Below are 20,670 nucleotides of genomic sequence, written 5' to 3' on the forward strand. Positions count from 1 at the left end.
CAATTGGAATGTTGTTATTAAAAAAAATAAAAGAGTAAAGAATAGTCTTTATTCTATAATCTAACATCTTTATTCTAAAAAATGGCTGAGTTCATAAAAATATATCCGGATAAACCCAGTGAAGCTGCAATTGCCAAAGTGGTAAAAGTACTTCAGAATGGGGGTTTGGTAATTTATCCAACAGATACCGTTTACGGATTGGGCTGTGATATTACCAATTCACGTGCGCTGGAAAAAATCGCAAAAATAAAAGGGGTTAAACTTGAAAAAGCAAACTTTTCGTTTATCTGTCATGATTTGAGTAATTTATCAGATTATGTACGTCAGATTGATACATCGACTTTTAAAATATTAAAAAGAGCGTTACCTGGCCCATACACTTTTATTTTACCCGGAAATAATAATTTACCAAAAGAATTTAAAAAGAAAGCAACGGTAGGTATTCGTGTTCCTGATAATAATATTGTTTTAGAAATTGTGAGGCAATTAGGAAATCCCATCGTTTCAACCTCTATTCGTGATGAAGACGATGTAATTGAATATACTACAGATCCTGAATTGATTTTTGAAAAATGGCAAAATCTTGTAGATCTTGTTATTGACGGAGGTTATGGTGATAATGTAGGATCTACTGTCATTGATTTATCAGAATACGAGCCGGTTATTATAAGAGAAGGAAAAGGCGATATCGATATTTTGTAAGAATAAATAGAGATTGCTTAGGATAGTACAAAAAGGTTTGGTTAAATTAGCTTATAATTTAACCAAACCTTTTGCATTTTATGAAAAACATATATGTTTTCTTATCCTTCTTTTTTACTGTTGCTATATTTTCACAAAACATTCTCAAAGGTAAAATTTCAAGTAAAGACAATACTCCCTTAGAAGGAGTTAATATTTATTTTGACGGAACAACCATCTCCACCATTTCAGATGCTGGCGGAAATTTCACTATTCAATATGAACCGAATGCCAATAGTATTTTGGTAATAAGTTTTATGGGCTATCAAACAGAATACCTGACAGGTTTAGACGCTTCTAAAGCACTAAATGTAGCGATGACAGTTTCTAGGAATGAGCTTAAAGAAGTTGTTATTACTAAAAACGAACTTTTTACCAGAGATCAGAAATTAAAGTTATTTAGGGAATATTTCCTTGGGAAGACAAATAATGCGAAAACAGCTGTAATTAAAAATGAAGATGACCTTCGTTTTAAATATGATAAGGAGAAATTAATTTTTACAGCTTCTTCAGATAAACCATTAGTGATTGTAAATGCTTCTTTAGGGTATAAGATTGATTTTGAATTGGTAGCTTTTGAAATTGCCTTTACTAAATTAAGTATTAATTCTAAAGATGTTATTAAGAATTTTTATGGAGGTGTTAGCAGATTCGAAGAAATCGATAACTCAGCCGAAATTCTGGAAAGAAGAGAAAAAGCATATCAGGGTTCGCAGATTCAATTTTTTAGAAATTTTGCCAATAATGATTGGGGGGCTAAAAAATTCTTATTGTTTAATGACGAAGATAATCTGGATCCTGCTAAACGTTTTAAAATAATTAAAGAAGATGATTTTGTAAAAGTAGAAATTTTACCACAACCAAAAGGAGAGATTACAAATGAAAATCTAAAAGATATTGTAGCTGCTTATAATATTACATTTAATAAAACGGAAGGGTCTAAGATTACTTTCCAGACAGACAGTTTTTATATTTATAAGTACGGAAATAATTCAAATATTGAAAGTATTCTTTTTTCAGGCAAGATTTCAGAAAAGAAAGTGGGAGATATGTTACCTTTAAATTATGGTATTAAGTAAATTTTATATCTGCTAAATTTAATTAAATTATGTAAGTAAAGCCCGGAAATGGCGTATTTGTAAAAAAAAACTGAAATCGTATAAAAGTTAAAAATAAATAACTAACTTTAGTATAGTTAAAATTTAGTTAGTTAATTTAAAAATAATGCTATTCTTGATTTATATTTAATTGGTTATTAAAAAAATTAAGGATACATAAAAGCAGGTCGATTGACCTGCTTTTTCTGTATAATAAAGTATGTAAAAACTTAAATTATTTTGCTTGTTTTTTCATTTCTTTTTCAATCATATCATAGAACTGATCGATTTTTGGCATAACAACGATACGTGTTCTTCTGTTACGGGCTTTGTTGTCAGGAGTATCATTTGCAACTAAAGGTACATAAGAACTTCTACCAGCTGCAATTAATTTAGCAGGGTTAACACCCAGATCATTCGTTAATACACGAACAATAGAAGTAGAACGTTTAACACTTAAATCCCAGTTGTCTAACAAAACTCCGTTGCTTTTGTAAGGAACATCGTCTGTATGACCTTCAACCATACATTCAAAATCAGGTTTGTCGTTTACTACTTTAGCCACTTTAGCCAAAACAGATTTTGCTTTATCACTTACGTCATAACTACCACTTTTAAATAATAGTTTGTCTGCAATAGAAATAAATACAACACCTTTTTCTACGTTAATTTCGATATCCGGGTCATTAATTCCAACAGCGCCTTTTAAGCTTGTAACCAAAGCAAGGGTCACACTGTCTTTTTTAGTTAATGCATCCTGAAGTCTTGATATTTTTAGATCTTTTTCTTTTAAACTTTCTAAAGATTTTTCAAGATTTTCAGCTCCTTTTGTAGTTAAAACAGTTAAGTCTTTAGAAGTGCTTATTAAGTCTTGATTGTGTTGTTTATAGCTTTCAGCCGTAGCAGCCAATCCTGCTTTTTCCTCTAAACAAGTATTTAGTTTTACGGTACAGGAGTTTAATAAATCTTGGGTTTCTTTGTTCTTAGCTTCTAACGCTGCGTATTGTTTTTTCGATACACACGAAGTTAAGGCCATTAATACTGATAGTGCGATTACTATTTTTCTCATAGGGATTATATTTAATTAAACGTTGATTACAAATTTAGTTTTTAATATTTTGATTACTGTTAAAGATTTCTTTAAATACGGTTAGTTTCTTTATGTAATATAGGAAAACGATACTTTTAACCGAATAGTATTGCTGTATTTGAAAATCTTTTCGTTCCCGTAGATACTTTAAAGATATGCAATAAAATGAAAAATGTGCTTTCAAAATAGCAAAAGTATGCTGGAATTTTCCCTGTGTAAGAAAACGGATACCAGCAATACCATCTAAAATCATTCGAAAGAATATCACAAAAAACAACCCTTTTTTGGGTAAATTTTTGACAAGCATTAATAATGAATTTCTAAAATTCAAATAGGTTTTTTTCGGGTTTCCTTGTTGCAGTGTTGCTCCTCCAACATGATAGACAATTGATCCGGAATTATACTTGATAATATGTCCTTCATTTGCGGCACGCCAGCATAAATCGATTTCTTCCTGATGTGCAAAAAAACTTTCATCAAAGCCTCCCAGTTCGCGATATACTTCACTTCTAATAAAGAAACAAGCTCCCGATGCCCAGAATAATTCGCAGTTGTCATTGTATTGTCCGTTATCTTTTTCAATGGTATCAAAAATACGTCCGCGGCAATAGGGAAAACCATATTTATCAATAAACCCACCTGCAGCACCGGCATATTCAAAATACTCTTTATTTTTAAAATCAAGAATTTTAGGCTGGATAATCGCAGTTTGTTTTTCAGTATCAAAAGTTTCAATAATGGGGTTAAGCCAGTTTTCAGTTACTTCGATATCTGAATTTACCAAAGCATAAATTTCAGCATCAATATGTTGTAAAGCGTCATTATAGCCTTTTGCAAAGCCATGATTACCACTATTTTGAACTATTTTGATTGTAGGGAAATTTTGTATGACGAAATCTATCGAATCATCTGTAGATGCATTGTCAGCAACGTATATGGTAGCTCCTTCAGAAAATTGAACAACCGAAGGTAAAAATTGTTCCAACAATTTTACTCCGTTCCAATTTAAAATAACAACAGCAATTTTATCCAAAAGTAATTTTAATTTATTTTAATATTCTATTATTCGTTATAATTGGGTAAGCCTCTTAAAAACTCATACTTTTCATTTTCAAAATCCATTTGACAGTAAAAATGATTAAGTCCGTTTGTGACATTCAAAAACCGTGCCTGCATTGTCATGTTATAACGTGCAATTTGATCAAAAGTTGCCTGAGAAATTTTGACTTCGGGTGCTTTACATTCTACCAATATATGTATAGAACCATCTGAATTAAATACGACCACATCATACCTTTTTCTTAATCCGTTGACTGTTAAAACTTTCTCGACATTGATTAATGATTTAGGGTATTTTTTCTCTATCATTAAAAACTGAACAACATGCTGACGGACCCATTCTTCCGGAGTAAGAATGATAAATTTTTTCCTGATTTCATCAAAAATAGACACTTTATTTTCGCTATTTTTGAATCGGAAAGTATAAGAAGGAAAATTTAATTGTTGCATAGCGCAAAAATATAAAATAGTTTCAGGTTTCAAAGTTTAAAATTTCAAGTTGTTGAAATGAGAATTTGAAACCTGAAGATTTGAAACATAATTATTGGATGGACGAAGTTGTAAAAATTGTTAATGATATCAAGGCGGGAAATATAAAACCAATTTATTTTTTAATGGGTGAAGAACCTTATTATATAGATAAGTTGTCTGAATATATAGAACAAAATGTACTGGCTGAAGAAGAAAAAGGGTTCAATCAAACGGTTTTATACGGAAGAGATGTATCGGTTGAAGATATTGTGGCAACAGCCAAACGCTATCCAATGATGGCTGATCGTCAGGTTGTTATTGTAAAAGAAGCACAGGATTTATCCAGAACAATTGATAAAATAGAGTCATACGTTAATAACCCTATGGAAACCACGGTTTTGGTTTTTTGCTATAAATATAAAACGTTGGACAAGCGTAAAAAAGTTACGAAACTTTTAGCGCAAAAAGGAATCGTTTATGAAAGTAAAAAATTATACGAAAATCAGGTAGGAGACTGGATAAAACGGGTTCTGGCGGGCAAAAAATATACAATTGATCCCAAAGCAAATGCGATGCTGGTAGAGTTTTTAGGCACAGACCTGAGTAAAATTAATAACGAACTTGAAAAACTTCAGATTATTCTGCCACAGGGAACAGTAATTACACCGCAGCATATCGAAGAGAATATTGGTTTCAGTAAAGATTATAATGTTTTCGAACTCAGAAAAGCTATCGGAGAACGCAATCAGCTAAAAGCATATAAAATAGCAGAAAATTTCGCTCATAATCCTAAAGAATATCCGCTGGTGATGACAACCGGACTGGTATTTGGATTTTTTGTCCAGCTTTTAAAGTACCACGGACTTAAAGATAAAAATCCTAAAAATGTGGCAGCAGTAATTGGTGTAAATCCTTATTTTTTAAAGGAGTACGATTTAGCGATAAAGAATTACCCAATGCGAAAAGTGAGCCAGATTGTAGGGGCATTGCGAGATGTTGATCTTAAAAGCAAGGGAGTTGGAGCCAATGCTTTACCACAGTCAGATTTGTTAAAAGAAATGCTGTATAAAATATTTAATTAAGCCGTTAAAATTCACGATATTTGCTTTTCTAAAAATTTTACTACTTTAAAATAATAATTACACAATTATGGGAATGAATAAAAATACCGTTTTAGGATGGGCTACTTTTATAATGATACTTATGGGATTGTTGCTTATAGGTCTTGGCGCTTTTAGATACAGAGATGTTTCTGGTTGGGGATTTGTAGCTGTAGGTGTTGGTTTTTTTGCTAATGCCTGGGTTTTTAATGCTTTAAAAGGTAGAGTGTAGCAAATTTAACGCAGTCACAACCTCAAAATTCAAAAGAAAAATAATTAATTTAAAATAAATAGAATGTCAGACGATAAGAAAGTAATTTTCTCAATGCAGAAATTGAGTAAGACCTATCAGGGAGCAGACAAACCAGTACTTAAAAATATTTACCTGAGCTTCTTTTACGGTGCTAAAATTGGTATTTTAGGACTTAACGGATCAGGAAAATCTTCTCTGTTAAAGATCATTGCTGGAGTTGATAAAAACTATCAGGGTGATGTTGTTTTTCAGCCAGGTTACACTGTAGGTTACTTAGAGCAGGAACCAATCTTGGATGATTCTAAAACTGTTATCGAAATTGTTCGTGAAGGAGCTGCCGAAACTATGGCCGTTTTAGAAGAGTACAATCAGATTAATGATCTGTTTGGTCTTCCTGAAAATTATGAAGATCAGGATAAAATGGATAAGTTAATGGATCGTCAGGCTGCTTTACAAGACAAAATTGATGCTCTTGGTGCCTGGGAAATCGATACCAAATTAGAAATTGCAATGGATGCGTTACGTACTCCGGAAGGAGATACGCCTATTAAAAACCTTTCAGGAGGTGAGCGTCGTCGTGTAGCGTTATGTCGCTTGTTATTGCAACAACCCGATGTATTGCTTCTGGATGAGCCTACCAACCACCTTGATGCTGAGTCTGTACTTTGGTTAGAGCAGCATTTAGCACAATATGCAGGAACTGTAATTGCGGTAACGCACGATAGATACTTCCTTGATAATGTGGCAGGTTGGATTTTAGAGTTGGATAGAGGAGAAGGTATTCCGTGGAAAGGAAATTATTCTTCCTGGTTAGACCAAAAATCAAGCCGTATGGCACAAGAAGAAAAAGTAGCATCAAAACGCAGAAAAACGTTAGAACGCGAGTTGGATTGGGTTCGTCAGGGAGCCAAAGGACGTCAGACAAAGCAGAAAGCACGTTTACAGAATTACGATAAATTGCTGAATGAAGACCAAAAACAATTGGATGAAAATTTGGAAATCTACATTCCAAATGGTCCGCGTTTAGGAACAAATGTTATTGAAGCAAAAAATGTTGCCAAAGCTTTTGGGGATAAATTATTATATGATAATTTGAATTTCACTTTACCACAAGCCGGAATTGTTGGAATTATCGGACCAAACGGTGCTGGTAAATCAACCATTTTCAAAATGATTATGGGAGAGCAGAAAACAGATAGTGGAGAATTTTCAGTTGGTGAAACGGTAAAAATCGCTTACGTAGACCAGTCACACTCTAACATTGATCCGAATAAATCCATTTGGGAGAATTTTGCTGACGGTCAGGAATTAATTATGATGGGAGGAAAGCAAGTAAATTCAAGGGCTTATTTATCCCGTTTCAATTTTGGCGGAGGCGAGCAAAACAAAAAAGTATCCATGTTATCTGGTGGTGAACGTAACCGTCTGCATTTGGCCATGACATTGAAAGAAGAAGGAAACGTACTTTTACTGGATGAGCCAACGAATGATTTGGATGTAAATACACTTCGTGCGCTGGAAGAAGGTTTAGAGAATTTTGCAGGTTGTGCTGTAATTATTTCGCACGACAGATGGTTCCTGGACAGAATTTGCACTCACATTTTAGCCTTTGAAGGAGATTCTGAAGTATATTATTTCGAAGGAGGTTTCTCTGAATATGAAGAAAATAAAAAGAAACGTCTGGGTGGTGATTTAACTCCAAAACGTTTGAAATACAGAAAGTTAATTAGATAAATACGCTAAGTAATTTTAATTTTTAAAATCCCAAATTCCAATCGAATAGATTTGAATTTGGGATTTTTGCTTTGTGTACTTTTGTGTAAATCTTGTGTTCTTTGCGTTAAAATAAAAGGGTATAATTACAAAAACTTAGCCTTAAGTTCCGGGGTAGGAATCATACAGCTTTCTTTTTTGCCATACCATTTATAACGGTTTTTAGCAATGAAATCATAAATATAATTTCGAAGTTTTCCGGGTAAAATTTTAAAAATAGTAACCAGACTATATAGTCCTCCTAAATCTTTTCCGATTTCAAGAATCGCTGAAGATTTATAATAATAAGCAACTCCGGGATTGTATAAAATAATACTATCAATTTTAGTTTGGTCAACATCTATATAGTGACAAATCTCAATTCCCAATTCTGATTGCAAAGCCACAAATCTAAAAACATCTTTTTTATCACGTCTGATGATAAACTGAACTGCGCCATTGCATAAATTGCAAACGCCGTCAAAAAGAATTATTTTTTTGTTTTTTGGAAGGTTTTGCATAATTGAAAAAGTTTCAAGTTTTAAGGTTTCAGATTTAATGAAGTTTTTTATTACGAGGAACGAGGAATCACATTATTAATTCGGTACAGAATTTCATTAATCTTTGTCGATCTGTGTTTGTGATTTCTCCTTGAAATCATAAGATTGAGAGCTCTTTTGCATGAAACTAACAAAACGACAATAATTGCACTTATTGATTATCTCTATTGAAAAATGGAAATTAATAAATTTTACATATAGAAAATGACCTCCATAAATTATTTTTAAACGATTTTAAAAAAATAAGCATCTTCGAAATTGTCTTTTAAAAAATAGTTGTTTAAATCCCTTTATTTTAATTTTAGACTTTTTTAATGACAGAAAACTAAAACAAATATTAAAAAATTATTTCTTTGCAGCTTCAACAAATTCTAATTCATCTAAACTTACTTTCGAAGTAAAAATTCCATAATTAACAGTTGCTTTGTTTTTTTCGATAGCATCAATACTTCCAACCGATCTTCCGTCAAGCATTCTGACCCGGTCACCCACTTTTAAGATTGGTTTTGGTTTTTCGATAACAGGTTTAAGTTTCTTTTCTTTTTTCTCTTTTCTGATTTCTTCAACCTGAACGGTTACTTCTGCGATAACTTCTTTTTTCTTTTCGATTATCGCTTTAGCTTCTTTTGGAGTTGCTTTTTTACGTTTTGAATTTTCTATTTCTATGATTTTCAAAAATTCCCCAATAAGTTCTTTTTTGTTTTTATTATTAAAATATTTTTCTGAAATATCTTCTATTTTCTGACCAATGTAAATTGTTTTCTGATTGCTGTCGTATAATTCCTGATAGCTTTCCAGTTTCTGTTTGATTTTTACATTGATGTTTTCCATCTTTTTACTTTCCTCACGTGCTCTTGTTTCTTCTTCTTTCAGGTTGATAGAAGTTTTTTCAAGCTTGGACCTTTCTTTCTGAAGTGTTGCAATGGTTTTGTCAAAACGAACTTTACCAACTTCAATCTTCTTTTTAGCGCGATTAATCAATCCAAAGGGAATTCCATTTTTCAATGCAACTTCAAAAGTAAAAGAACTTCCGGCCTGACCTAAGGCCAGTTTATACATTGGTTCTAATGATTTTTCATCAAACATCATATTCGCATTTGTAGCAAAAGGCAATTCGTTTGCGAGAATTTTCAAATTAGAGTAATGGGTGGTGATAATTCCGAAAGCTTCACGATGATAAAATTCCTCTAAGAAAATTTCGGCCAAAGCGCCACCTAATTCCGGATCAGAACCAGTACCAAATTCATCAATCAAAAACATAGTTTTCTTATTGCATTTTTTTAAGAAATAATTCATGTTTTTTAATCGGTAACTATAAGTGCTTAGGTGATTTTCTATAGATTGATTGTCGCCAATATCGGTTAGGATTCTGTCAAATAAGAAAGTCTCACTGCGTTCATGAACCGGAATCAACATACCGGATTGCAACATTAATTGCAATAAACCAACTGTTTTTAAGGAGATTGTTTTTCCTCCGGCATTAGGTCCTGAAATTACAATTATTCGGTTATCCTGTTTTAATTCAATAGTTTGAGGATGCGTTATTTCATTCTTTTGTTTATTGTTCAGATATAAGATAGGATGATACGCTTCTCTGAAAAACAATCTGCGTTCTTCGGTAATGGCAGGTAAAATTCCGTTAATTCGATTGGCGTATTTTGCTTTTCCGGCAACGACGTCAATATCGCTTAGAAATTCCTGATACTCAATTAATATGGGTAAAAACGGACGAATAGCGTTTGATAATTGTTTTAAAATTCTGGTGATTTCTTCTTTTTCTTCGTATTCTAAATTGCTTAGTTCGCGGGAATATTGAAGGGTTGCTTCTGGCTCAATATAAGCGATGCTTCCCGTTTTGGAACTTCCTAAAATGGAGCCTTTTACTTTACGGCGATACATGGCAAGAACTGCTAAGACTCTACGATTTTGAACAAAACTTTCCTTAATGTCATCCAGATAACCCAGACTATTATTGTGACTAAGTGCAACACCAAAACTTTGATTTACCTTGCCCCGAACAATATTCATATTCTGACGAATACTCAAAAGGGCAGGAGAAGCGTTGTCTTTTATTTCACCATATTTATCTACAATAGCATCGATTAGAGTAACAATGTCTTTGGTGTATTCAACTCTTGAAGCTCTGGCATTTAAGTTTGGATAATAATCATCAAATTTTTTAAGGAAATTCAGTAAGAAGTTTGCTGTTGATGAAAGTGTGGCTATTTTTCTAAAACTTCCGACTTCCAGAAAGCTATCTTCAATTGCTAAAAACTTAATTTCGTGCGTAATGGCGTCAAATCCGTGATTGGGAATGGCGTTATTGTTTTCAAAAGACGATACATATTCTGATGTTTGCATTAAAGCCTGCATCAAAGTTTCTTTGTCTCTAAATGGGGTTATTTGTAAAGCTTTTTCTTTTCCAATATCGGTATTGCAACCAGCTGAAATGGTTTCGAGCACTGTTGGAAATTGTAAGTCTTGTAATGTTTTTTCGGTAATACTGATCATTTAATTTCTTTAAGAAAGTACAGGCAAAAGTACAAAAATTGTAGCATTGAATTCTACAAAGTTAAGGTCTAAATTTTATTGTTTGGTAAATATGATTTTAATTAAAAAATTCTGAAATTCGCATAAAAAAATTATGGACGTAAAAATGCATTCTTCTTGGAAGCCAGTTTTGAATGAAGAATTTGAAAAACCATATTTCAATGAATTAATCGATTTTGTAAAATCTGAATATGCGACAAAAGTTTGTTATCCAAAAGGGAATCAGATTTTTTCAGCTTTTGATCATTGTCACTTTGATCAGGTAAAAGTTGTTATTATTGGACAAGATCCTTATCACGGTCCTAATCAGGCAAATGGTTTATGTTTTTCTGTAAATGATGGTATTCCGTTTCCTCCATCACTTCAGAATATTTTCAAAGAAATTGAAACTGATTTAAACAAACCACTACCTAAGACAGGAAATTTGGAACGTTGGGCAGATCAGGGCGTTTTTCTTTTAAATGCTACTCTGACAGTTCGGCAATCTGAAGCCGGAAGCCATCAGGGAAAAGGATGGGAAAAATTTACAGATGCTGTCATTAAGCAAATTTCGAAAGAAAGTGAAAATGTTGTTTTTTTACTATGGGGAGGTTTTGCTCAAAAAAAAGCGGCACTAATTGATGCTTCAAAACATCATATTTTAAAATCAGGACATCCTTCACCTTTAAGTGCAAATAGAGGTTTTTGGTTTGGAAATAAGCATTTTAGTCTGGCAAATACTTTTTTAAAATCAAAAGGACTTAAAGAAATTGAGTGGTAAATTCTAATTACACTACTCCTCCGTCGAAATGACAAAAAAAACTCAATAACCATTATGGTTTATCGACTATTCTTCTGTTGGTTTCTTTATAATCTCATCTAAAACAGCTTTATTCTCGTAGTTAATTACTTTTAAAATAATTTCCTGATTTTTAACCGTTTTTCCTTCAATAATATATAGTTTTCCTTTTTTTAACGGAACATTACTTTGATCAAAATCAACGTCACCATAAGTTAATGTGTTTTTAACATCGGCAGTATCAACCCATTTTTCGTTTAAAGTTTGAATTGCTTTTTCAGAATATTGAAAAGGTTTTGTTCTTAAGTTATTTAAAACTCTTGCATTTGGAAAGTAATTGCAGCGCGTATCTTTTCCGCTAAAAACAAGGGCTACAAAAAAGCATCCCATAATAAGACCAATCAAATAATAAGCAAAACGATGTACGAACTTCATGAGTATTTTTTTTGCAAAGGTACATTAAAGTTCCTTTAAAATACAAGTAAATTAATATCGTTATCCGGCAAATCAAACCATTCTCCAATTGCTTTGTTTGTCAGGATTCCATGATATAAGTAAATACCGTTTTTGAGTCCTTTGTTGCATCTTATGGCACTTTCTAAACCACCATCTTCGGCTATCTGAAGTAAGTATGGTGTCAGAATGTTACTTATTGATAATGAAGCAGTTTTGGAATATCTCGATGGGATATTGGGTACACAATAATGCAAAACATTGCTTTTTATAAAAGTAGGTTTTTCATGAGTAGTCACTTCAGAAGTTTCAAAACAACCTCCTGTATCAATACTTACATCAACTATTACAGCACCTTTTTTCATGTGTTCCACCATAGTTTCGGTTACTATAATAGGACAGCGCTCTTTCCCCCGCATAGCACCGATGGCAACATCACAACGTCTTAATGCTTTTAATAATGCTTTTTGCTGGACTGTAGACGTGAAAATTCTTTGGTTTAAATTATTTTGTAAACGACGTAATTTGGTAATTGAATTATCGAAAACTTTCACATTTGCTCCTAAACCAATGGCGGTTTTTGCAGCAAATTCACCTACAGTTCCTGCGCCTAAGATTACAACTTCAGTAGGAGGGACGCCAGTAATGTTTCCAAATAAAAGCCCTTTTCCGAATTCATCAGTAATCATCAGTTCGGCAGCGATAAGTATAGAAGCTGTTCCGGCAATTTCGCTTAATGATTTTACAGCAGGATAAGAACCGTCTTCGTCTTTGATATATTCAAAAGCAAGTGCCGTGATCTTTTTTTGAGCCAAAGCTTCAAAATAAGCTTTCTTTTTGGTTTTTAACTGAATGGCCGAAATAATAATCGTTTCGGGATTAATCATTTCAATTTCAGCTATTGTTGGTGGCTCTACTTTAAGTAACATGGGACAGCCAAAAACTTTCTTAGTGTCTTTAGTCACTTCTGCTCCGGCGTCTGAGTATTCTTTGTCAGAATAACTTGAACTTTCACCGGCTCCAGATTCAATCATGACACGGTGACCTTCATAAGTCAATGAATTTACTGCATCAGGAGTAAGGCAAATACGACGTTCCTGGTAACTTGTTTCTTTAGGAATCCCTATAAAAAGTTCTCTTTTAAATCGGCCAATTTCAAGTTTTTCTTCTTGTGGCAACAATTGTTGTTTCGTAAATGGAGTTAAGGTAATTGACATGGATTGTGCGAAAAATTAAGAGTACAAATTACGTAAAAAGTTTTAAAATCAATGTAAAAATTCTGCTAATACTATTTTAATAATTAAGACATTCTTTTCTCCATTTTAATATCGGCCCTTTCATAAATTCCATCTTCCAAAGGAATTTCAATAAAACCAAATTTTTTATATAAATGTATGGCCGGAAGTAGCTTTCGATTCGAATATAAAAATAGTTTCTTAATATTATTTTCTTCAGCTACAGCAATACAATGTAGTAATAGTTTGTTTCCAATTCCAAGACCTTGCGCCTGATCTGAAACAGCCATTTTGCTTAATTCGAATGTAGTATCGTTAACCTTAATTAAAGAAACCGTACCCAAAATTTCATCATTATATTTAGCATAAAAAATTAAGCCCCCTTTATCAATAATTTCTTCCTGCGGATTTGAAAGTACCAATTCATCTTTTTCTTCAACTCTAAAATATTTCTGTAGCCATTCCTTATTTAAGGTTTTGATTGGCTCTTTTAAATCTGGCGAAAAAGGGATGATTTCCACTGTATTTTGGGTATTCATTTTACTCCGTTTTTTGTGATACTTTGCGCGAACTTTGAGAATTTCCGTGAAATAATTATAACACCAGACAGTCAAAGTTTTCACAGCGATTTTAAGTTAATTTCAGTTCTCTTTTTCCATCTGCCATTAACTCAATATTGATTGCTGAATGTTCCTCCGGAATCAAATTTGCAATTTTTTCAGACCATTCTATAAAACACCAGTTCCCTGAATATAAATAATCATCAACACCCATATCGAGCGCTTCGGTTTCTTTGTTTAATCGGTAAAAATCGAAGTGATAAACAATCTGATTGTCAGAAGTATAATACTCATTCACTAAGGAAAATGTAGGGCTGCTTGTGGCATCCTGAACGCCAAGGCTTTTGCATAATTGTTTGATTAAAGTAGTTTTTCCAACGCCCATCTCTCCGTTAAAAAGAATAATTTTCTTAGGATTTGATGCTAAAATTTGCGCTGCTGCTTCCTGAATCTGATCTAATGAAAAAACGATATTCATTGCTTAAATTTTATTTGTATAATAGTCTCGTCGCAGTTTTAATCTCAATTGAAAACCTGGAACTGCGACGAAAACTTTTTCTATTTCGGATTAAATACCAGAAACGGAATAATCATTTCTTCTAATGAAATTCCACCGTGCTGATAGGTGTTTTTGTAATAACTCACATAATGATTGTAGTTGTTTACATAAGCTAAAAAGTAATCATTTTTTGCAAAAATAAAAGAACTACTCATGTTTATGGCCGGTAAACCAATTGTTTTAGGTTCTTTTACAACATACACATCTTTTTGTTCGTAGGTTAAACTACGCCCTGTTTTGTAGCGCAAATTTAAACTTGTATTTTTATCTCCCACTACTTTCGAAGGGTTTTTTACATTAATTGTACCATGATCTGTGGTTAAGATTAATTTAAAGCCTAAAAGCTGTGCTTGCTGTATAATTTCCAAAAGAGGAGAATTTTTAAACCAGCTTAAAGTCAGTGAGCGATACGCTTTATCATCCGAAGCAAGTTCTTTTACGACCTCCATTTCAGTTTTTGCGTGAGACAGCATGTCTACAAAATTATAAACAACAGTTACCAAATCATTTCCCTTTAAGGCTTTAAAGTTTTCGGCTAGTTTTTTTCCTCCGGCGTAGTTGGTAATTTTAAAATAATCTTCTTTGATGTTTAGTCCTAAACGTTTTAATTGTGCAGAAAGAAATTCAGCTTCATATAGGTTTTTTCCCCCGTCTTCGACGTCATTTTTCCAGTATTGCGGAAATTGTTTTTCCATTTCGGTTGGTAATAAACCGGAGAAAATTGCGTTTCTGGCATATTGTGTGGCAGTTGGAAGGATTGAAAAGTAAGGTACCTCTTTTTCTAATTTGTAATAATTAGAAACTACTGTTTCAAATGATTTCCACTGATCGTAACGTAAATTATCAATCACAACAAATAAAATAGGCTTGTCTTTCTTTTTTATTTCCGGAACCACTAATTCCTTAAATAGATTGTGAGATTGAATTGGTTTGTCTGCTTTGGGAGCAAACCAGTCTTCGTAATTTCTTTCAATATATTTACCAAATTGCGAATTCGCTTCGACTTTCTGGGATTCCAGAATTTCTATCATTCCCTGATCGTTGATATTTTCGAGTTCTAACTCCCAGAAAATTAATTTTTTATACAATTCTACCCAGTCTTCGAAAGAATTTACCATGGCCAGCTCCATAGAAATTTTACGAAATTCCTTTTGATAATCTAAGGTTGTCTTTTCAGAAATTAATCTTGAATGATCCAGGTTTTTCTTTAAACTCAATAAAATCTGATTCGGATTTACCGGTTTGATCAGGTAATCGGCGATTTTAGAACCAATGGCTTCTTCCATTATGTATTCTTCTTCGCTTTTTGTGATCATAATCATGGGGGTAGCAGACTTTTTTTCTTTCATTTCAGAAAGTGTTTCCAAACCACTCATTCCGGGCATATTTTCATCTAAAAAAACAATATCAAAATTGTCTTCTTCAAACAAAGCAATAGCGTCCAGCCCATTATTACAGGTAGTTACAGCGTAGTTTTTTTTCTCCAGAAATAATATATGTGGTTTCAAAAGATCGATCTCATCATCGACCCAAAGTATTTTTATCTTATCCATAAACGTATTTAATTTTAATGCAATTTAGAGGTATAGAACTTAAAAAGTATTAAAAATAGTATAAATTTCAGAATAACAAATACTGATTTTTGCATAAAAACGTTTTTTTAATTTGTTATCTGACTGAAAATCACATTAAATTAATGTCAATTTTAAAATGAAAAACGCAAAGCAGTTTATGGTTAATTACTTATATTTGTTCACCTAAAAAAAACACCAAATAGTGACTCATATCAATAAGTTAAAAATATTCAATGATCCCATTTACGGGTTTATTTCCATCCCGAACGAACTTATTTACGACTTAATTCAGCATCCGTATTTTCAGCGTTTACGCCGCATTTCACAAATGGGATTGTCGTATTTGGTTTATCCGGGAGCCAATCATACACGTTTTCATCATGCATTAGGCTGCATGCATTTAATGCAGAAAGCTGTTGAAACACTTCGTTTTAAAGGTGTTGCCATTTCAGGCGATGAGGAATGCGCATTGTTAATTGCTATTTTACTGCACGATATAGGTCACGGGCCTTTTTCGCATGCAATGGAAAAAAGTATTGTTGAAGATGTAAATCATGAAGCGATTTCATTATTGTTCATGAATCAGTTAAATGAAGAGTTTGACGGAAGGTTAAGCCTGGCAATTCAGGTTTTTAAAGGGGATTATCATAGAAAGTTCATGTTGCAATTGATTTCAAGTCAGTTAGATATGGATAGAATGGATTATTTAAAACGCGATAGTTTTTATACAGGAGTTGCAGAAGGAAATGTCAATTCTGAGCGACTGATCCAGATGATGAATGTCGTTGATGATGTATTGGTAATTGAAGAAAAGGGGATATACTCCGTTGAAAAATTCCTACTTTCCAGAAGGTTAATGTATTGGCAGGCATACTTGCATAAAACAAGTTTAGTGGCCGAGCTTATTTTGATGAATGTTTTAAAAAGAGCCAAAGAATTAACGTTAAAAGGAATTAATTTACCTTGTAGTGAACCTCTTTTGTATTTTATGCAAAATAAGGTTTCTTTAGAAGATTTTGATGCTGAAAAATTGGATTTGTTTTCTCAACTGGATGATTTTGATATTATTAGCGCTTTAAAAGCCTGGCAAAAGCAAGATGATTTTATACTTTCTACTTTGAGTAAGATGTTGATTAATAGGGATTTATTGAAAATAAAATTAAGCGCGGAAAAAATTCCGGCTGAAGAATCCCAATCTTTGAAAGAACAATTTGCTAACGACCATCATATTACGCAGTTAGAAGCCGGATATTTCATTTTCAGGGGTAAAATAAAAAATCAGGCTTATAGTAAAGAAGCTGAACCGATACGAATTTTGAAAAAAGATAAAACAATTGAGGATGTCGTAGAAGCATCTGATCAGCTGAATTTGAAATCGTTATCTAAATTGGTGACAAAATATTACATCTGTTTTCCAAAACAACTTATCTAAAATTAACATTTAAAATCTATTTTTTATATTTTTGTCGCAATGAAATTTACAGCAGAACAAATAGCAGGAATTTTAGAAGGAGAAGTTGTTGGGGATCCCAATGCAGAAGTTTCTCGGCTGTCTAAAATAGAAGAGGGTGAGGAAGGATCGCTCACTTTTTTGGCTAATCCCAAATATATCAATTATATATATACTACAAAAGCTTCGGTAACTATTGTTAATGATAGCTTTGTACCAGAACAGGAAATCACTACAACCTTAATAAAAGTTGAAGATGCTTATGCGTCTTTCTCAAAACTTTTACACTTTTATAATCAGGTAAAATTGAATAAAACAGGAATAGAAGTTCATTCTTTTATTTCTGAAGGAACTAAATATGGCGAAAATCTGTATTTAGGCAGCTTTAGTTATGTAGGTCAAAATGTTGTTTTAGGAGACAATGTAAAAATTTATCCAAACAGTTTTATTGGTGATAATGTTGTTATTGGCAATAATGTGTATATTTTTGCAGGCGCTAAAATATATTCTGAAACCATAATTGGAAATAATTGTACGATACATTCAGGAACAATTATAGGTGCAGATGGTTTTGGTTTTGTACCGAATGAAGAAGGAGTTTATAGTAAAGTACCACAAATAGGAAATGTTATAATAGAAGATAATGTTGATATTGGGGCCAATACGACAATAGACAGAGCAACTCTTGGTTCAACCATAATCAGAGAAGGGGTTAAATTAGACAATCAGATTCAGATTGCGCACAATGTAGAAGTTGGTAAAAATACAGTAATAGCAGCACAATCAGGCGTTGCAGGTTCTACAAAAATTGGCGAAAACTGTATGATTGGCGGACAAGTTGGTATCGCAGGTCATTTAATTATAGGCAATAATGTAAGATTGCAGGCTCAGTCAGGAGTGGCAAGAAACATAAAAGATGATGAAATTTTACAAGGTTCACCATCACTTGGATATAGTGATTTTAATAAATCATACGTTCATTTCAAGAATCTGCCTAAAATTGTAGCCGAAGTAGAAGAATTAAAAAAACAAATAATAAACCCAAAAAATGGAAATAATGGTTAAACAGAAGACCATCAAAAATGAAATTTCACTAACAGGAGTTGGATTACACACTGGGAAAGAAGTTACAATGACTTTTAAACCAGCTCCAATTAATAATGGTTTCACTTTTGTAAGAGTAGATTTGCAAGGTCAACCAGTCATTGAGGCTGATGCTAATTATGTTGTTAATACGCAAAGAGGTACCAATTTAGAAAAATTAGGTGTAAAAATTCAAACTCCGGAACACGTTTTAGCTGCTTTAGTAGGCTGTGATCTGGATAATGTCATTATAGAATTAAATGCTTCAGAACTTCCTATTATGGATGGTTCTTCAAAATATTTTGTTGAAGCGATCGAGAATGCGGGTATTGAAGAGCAAGATGCGAAACGTAATGTTTATGTGGTAAAAGAAGTGATTTCTTTTACTGATGAAACTACAGGAAGCGAGATTTTGGTAATGCCAAGCGACGATTATCAGGTTACTGCAATGGTTGATTTTGGTACTAAAGTTTTAGGTACTCAAAATGCTACTTTAAAAAGTATAGCTGATTTTAAAGAAGAAATAGCCAATTCAAGAACTTTTAGTTTTTTACATGAATTAGAATCATTATTAGAAAACGGATTAATTAAAGGGGGCGATTTAAATAATGCGATTGTTTATGTAGATAAGGAAATCTCTGATTCTACAATGGAAAACCTGAAAAAAGCTTTTGGAAAAGATAAGATTTCAGTTAAGCCAAACGGAGTTTTAGACAATCTTACTTTGCATTACCCTAATGAAGCGGCAAGACATAAATTGCTTGATGTTATTGGTGATTTATCATTAATTGGCGTTAGAATTCAGGGAAAAATTATTGCGAATAAGCCAGGGCACTACGTTAATACCCAGTTTGCCAAAAAATTAGCAAAAATTATTAAAATTGAACAAAGAAATCATGTTCCTGTTTATGATTTAAATCTGGAGCCTTTAATGGATATCCATAAAATTATGGCCGTATTGCCTCACAGACCTCCATTTTTGTTAATTGACAGAATTATAGAAATGTCTGACAGTCATGTGGTGGGAATGAAAAATGTGACAATGAATGAGAATTTCTTTGTAGGACATTTTCCTGAAGCCCCGGTTATGCCAGGTGTTTTAATTGTTGAAGCAATGGCACAAACAGGCGGGATTCTGGTATTAAGTACAGTTCCGGATCCTGAAAATTACTTAACTTATTTCATGAAAATTGACAATGTTAAGTTTAAACATAAAGTTTTGCCAGGTGATACCTTAATTTTCAAATGCGAGTTGATTTCTCCTATCCGAAGAGGGATCTGTCACATGCAGGCAAATGCGTATGCAAACGGTAAATTAGTAACTGAGGCAGAATTGATGGCTCAGATTGCAAGAAAACAATAATTAATAAATCAATTTTATTGTTTACGTTTGTTGCCCAAATTAGACTATTTTAATTTAAAATATAAAACATACAGATGAATCAACCATTAGCATATGTTCATCCCGGCGCCAAAATCGCTAAAAACGTAGTAATAGAGCCTTTTACAACAATTCACAATAATGTTGTTATTGGCGATGGTACTTGGATTGGTTCAAATGTGACCATCATGGAAGGAGCCAGAATTGGTAAAAATTGCAATATTTTTCCAGGAGCTGTGATTTCTGCGGTGCCACAAGATTTAAAATTTGGAGGAGAAGATTCTCTTGCCATCATTGGAGATAATTGCACAATCAGAGAATGTGTAACAATAAACAGAGGTACAGTTGCTTCAGGACAAACCATTTTAGGTAATAATTGTTTAGTGATGGCATACGCGCACATTGCGCACGATTGCGAAATTGGTAATAATGCTATTATTGTAAACGGTGTGGCTTTGGCAGGTCACGTTGTAGTTGGCAATCACGCCGTTATTGGTGGTTTGGCAGCGATTCACCAATTTATTCATATTGGAGATCACGCAATGATTTCCGGTGGATCACTGGTTAGAAAAGATGTTCCTCCGTATACAAAAGCAGCAAAAGAACCTTTGTCTTACGTTGGGATTAATTCAGTTGGCTTAAGAAGAAGAGGATTTAGTACTGAAAAAATTAGAGAAATTCAGGAAATTTACAGAATTTTATACCAAAAAAACTACAATACAACACAAGCTTTAAGTATAATTGAAGCTGAAATGGAAGCTACTCCTGAGAGAGATGAAATTTTAGATTTTATCCGAAATTCATCAAGAGGAATCATGAAAGGTTATTCAGGGAATTATTAGATAAAAGTGTAATCGTTTATTTGTTAAATCGTTTAGTCGAAAAACAAATAAACGATTTAACAATTCAACAAAATATTAAATA

Annotated in this window: 20 protein-coding genes; 10 read left to right on the forward strand and 10 right to left on the reverse strand. The window is 32.9% G+C overall.

Annotated elements, in window-relative coordinates:
• Window positions 1–81: 81 nt before the first annotated feature.
• Together ACHRWY_RS02220 and ACHRWY_RS02225 are read left to right on the forward strand one after the other, a co-directional pair.
• A complete protein-coding gene (locus ACHRWY_RS02220) occupies window positions 82–702 on the forward strand; it encodes an L-threonylcarbamoyladenylate synthase (RefSeq protein WP_395352093.1) in 621 nt (206 codons plus the stop codon).
• 80 nt (window positions 703–782) lie between these two features.
• The gene (locus ACHRWY_RS02225) at window positions 783–1,820 is read left to right on the forward strand and encodes a carboxypeptidase-like regulatory domain-containing protein (RefSeq protein WP_395352095.1); all 1,038 of its coding nucleotides are present in this window, start codon (window positions 783–785) and stop codon (window positions 1,818–1,820) included.
• Between the two features lie 253 nt (window positions 1,821–2,073).
• Here ACHRWY_RS02225 and ACHRWY_RS02230 read toward each other — a convergent pair whose 3' ends face one another.
• Genes ACHRWY_RS02230 through ACHRWY_RS02240 form a run of 3 tightly spaced genes read right to left on the reverse strand, consistent with a single transcriptional unit; the run spans window position 2,074 to window position 4,437 of the window.
• Window positions 2,074–2,907, reverse strand: a complete 834-nt coding sequence (locus tag ACHRWY_RS02230; RefSeq protein ID WP_395352097.1) for a flagellar motor protein MotB — start codon at window positions 2,905–2,907, stop codon at window positions 2,074–2,076.
• Window positions 2,908–2,941: 34 nt separating this feature from the next.
• Window positions 2,942–3,961: a glycosyltransferase gene (locus tag ACHRWY_RS02235; RefSeq protein WP_395352099.1), complete on the reverse strand. Its 1,020-nt coding sequence runs from the start codon at window positions 3,959–3,961 to the stop codon at window positions 2,942–2,944.
• Between the two features lie 29 nt (window positions 3,962–3,990).
• Window positions 3,991–4,437 (reverse strand): type I restriction enzyme HsdR N-terminal domain-containing protein, encoded by a 447-nt coding sequence (locus tag ACHRWY_RS02240; RefSeq protein WP_395352101.1) that lies wholly within the window; start codon window positions 4,435–4,437, stop codon window positions 3,991–3,993.
• 98 nt (window positions 4,438–4,535) lie between these two features.
• On the opposite strand from ACHRWY_RS02240, the gene holA reads away from it, so the two are divergent.
• The 3 genes from holA to ettA all read left to right on the forward strand — a co-directional run bounded on the left by holA (window position 4,536) and on the right by ettA (window position 7,545).
• Window positions 4,536–5,540, forward strand: coding sequence for a DNA polymerase III subunit delta (gene holA, locus ACHRWY_RS02245; protein WP_395352495.1), 1,005 nt, complete (start codon window positions 4,536–4,538; stop codon window positions 5,538–5,540).
• A 67-nt stretch (window positions 5,541–5,607) separates the two neighbouring features.
• Window positions 5,608–5,790 carry a CAL67264 family membrane protein gene (locus tag ACHRWY_RS02250; protein ID WP_035666747.1) on the forward strand — a complete coding sequence of 61 codons (183 nt, stop codon included), beginning with the start codon at window positions 5,608–5,610 and terminating at the stop codon, window positions 5,788–5,790.
• 63 nt (window positions 5,791–5,853) lie between these two features.
• Entirely contained in the window at window positions 5,854–7,545 is a 1,692-nt protein-coding gene (gene ettA, locus ACHRWY_RS02255; protein ID WP_395352104.1) for an energy-dependent translational throttle protein EttA, read from the forward strand.
• Window positions 7,546–7,670: 125 nt separating this feature from the next.
• On the opposite strand, the gene ACHRWY_RS02260 is transcribed toward ettA, so the two are convergent.
• Together ACHRWY_RS02260 and ACHRWY_RS02265 are read right to left on the reverse strand one after the other, a co-directional pair.
• Window positions 7,671–8,084: a thiol-disulfide oxidoreductase DCC family protein gene (locus ACHRWY_RS02260; protein WP_395352106.1), complete on the reverse strand. Its 414-nt coding sequence runs from the start codon at window positions 8,082–8,084 to the stop codon at window positions 7,671–7,673.
• 384 nt (window positions 8,085–8,468) lie between these two features.
• The gene (locus tag ACHRWY_RS02265) at window positions 8,469–10,634 is read right to left on the reverse strand and encodes a DNA mismatch repair protein MutS (RefSeq protein WP_395352108.1); all 2,166 of its coding nucleotides are present in this window, start codon (window positions 10,632–10,634) and stop codon (window positions 8,469–8,471) included.
• A 133-nt stretch (window positions 10,635–10,767) separates the two neighbouring features.
• Here ACHRWY_RS02265 and ACHRWY_RS02270 point away from each other — a divergent pair, with 133 nt between their 5' ends.
• The gene (locus ACHRWY_RS02270; protein ID WP_395352110.1) at window positions 10,768–11,433 is read left to right on the forward strand and encodes a uracil-DNA glycosylase; all 666 of its coding nucleotides are present in this window, start codon (window positions 10,768–10,770) and stop codon (window positions 11,431–11,433) included.
• Window positions 11,434–11,499: 66 nt separating this feature from the next.
• Here ACHRWY_RS02270 and ACHRWY_RS02275 read toward each other — a convergent pair whose 3' ends face one another.
• The 5 genes from ACHRWY_RS02275 to ACHRWY_RS02295 form a co-directional block, all read right to left on the reverse strand.
• On the reverse strand, window positions 11,500–11,886 hold the full coding sequence (locus ACHRWY_RS02275; RefSeq protein ID WP_395352112.1) for a DUF4258 domain-containing protein: 387 nt from the start codon (window positions 11,884–11,886) through the stop codon (window positions 11,500–11,502).
• A 35-nt stretch (window positions 11,887–11,921) separates the two neighbouring features.
• Window positions 11,922–13,121: an alanine dehydrogenase gene (locus tag ACHRWY_RS02280; RefSeq protein ID WP_395352114.1), complete on the reverse strand. Its 1,200-nt coding sequence runs from the start codon at window positions 13,119–13,121 to the stop codon at window positions 11,922–11,924.
• A gap of 83 nt (window positions 13,122–13,204) precedes the next feature.
• Window positions 13,205–13,678: a GNAT family N-acetyltransferase gene (locus ACHRWY_RS02285; protein ID WP_395352116.1), complete on the reverse strand. Its 474-nt coding sequence runs from the start codon at window positions 13,676–13,678 to the stop codon at window positions 13,205–13,207.
• Between the two features lie 91 nt (window positions 13,679–13,769).
• A complete protein-coding gene (gene tsaE / locus ACHRWY_RS02290; protein WP_395352118.1) occupies window positions 13,770–14,177 on the reverse strand; it encodes a tRNA (adenosine(37)-N6)-threonylcarbamoyltransferase complex ATPase subunit type 1 TsaE in 408 nt (135 codons plus the stop codon).
• 80 nt (window positions 14,178–14,257) lie between these two features.
• Entirely contained in the window at window positions 14,258–15,811 is a 1,554-nt protein-coding gene (locus ACHRWY_RS02295) for a PglZ domain-containing protein (RefSeq protein WP_395352120.1), read from the reverse strand.
• A 223-nt stretch (window positions 15,812–16,034) separates the two neighbouring features.
• On the opposite strand from ACHRWY_RS02295, the gene ACHRWY_RS02300 reads away from it, so the two are divergent.
• The 4 genes from ACHRWY_RS02300 (at window position 16,035) to lpxA (ending at window position 20,588) form a co-directional block, all read left to right on the forward strand.
• The gene (locus tag ACHRWY_RS02300; protein WP_395352122.1) at window positions 16,035–17,264 is read left to right on the forward strand and encodes an HD domain-containing protein; all 1,230 of its coding nucleotides are present in this window, start codon (window positions 16,035–16,037) and stop codon (window positions 17,262–17,264) included.
• 39 nt (window positions 17,265–17,303) lie between these two features.
• Entirely contained in the window at window positions 17,304–18,347 is a 1,044-nt protein-coding gene (gene lpxD, locus ACHRWY_RS02305; protein ID WP_395352124.1) for a UDP-3-O-(3-hydroxymyristoyl)glucosamine N-acyltransferase, read from the forward strand.
• Entirely contained in the window at window positions 18,340–19,728 is a 1,389-nt protein-coding gene (locus ACHRWY_RS02310) for a bifunctional UDP-3-O-[3-hydroxymyristoyl] N-acetylglucosamine deacetylase/3-hydroxyacyl-ACP dehydratase (protein ID WP_395352126.1), read from the forward strand. The genes lpxD and ACHRWY_RS02310 overlap by 8 nt, the downstream gene beginning before the upstream one ends.
• A gap of 74 nt (window positions 19,729–19,802) precedes the next feature.
• A complete protein-coding gene (gene lpxA, locus ACHRWY_RS02315) occupies window positions 19,803–20,588 on the forward strand; it encodes an acyl-ACP--UDP-N-acetylglucosamine O-acyltransferase (RefSeq protein WP_029270176.1) in 786 nt (261 codons plus the stop codon).
• Window positions 20,589–20,670 lie beyond the last annotated feature (82 nt).

This window comes from Flavobacterium sp. FlaQc-48, assembly GCF_044007335.1.
Lineage (GTDB): Bacteria > Bacteroidota > Bacteroidia > Flavobacteriales > Flavobacteriaceae > Flavobacterium.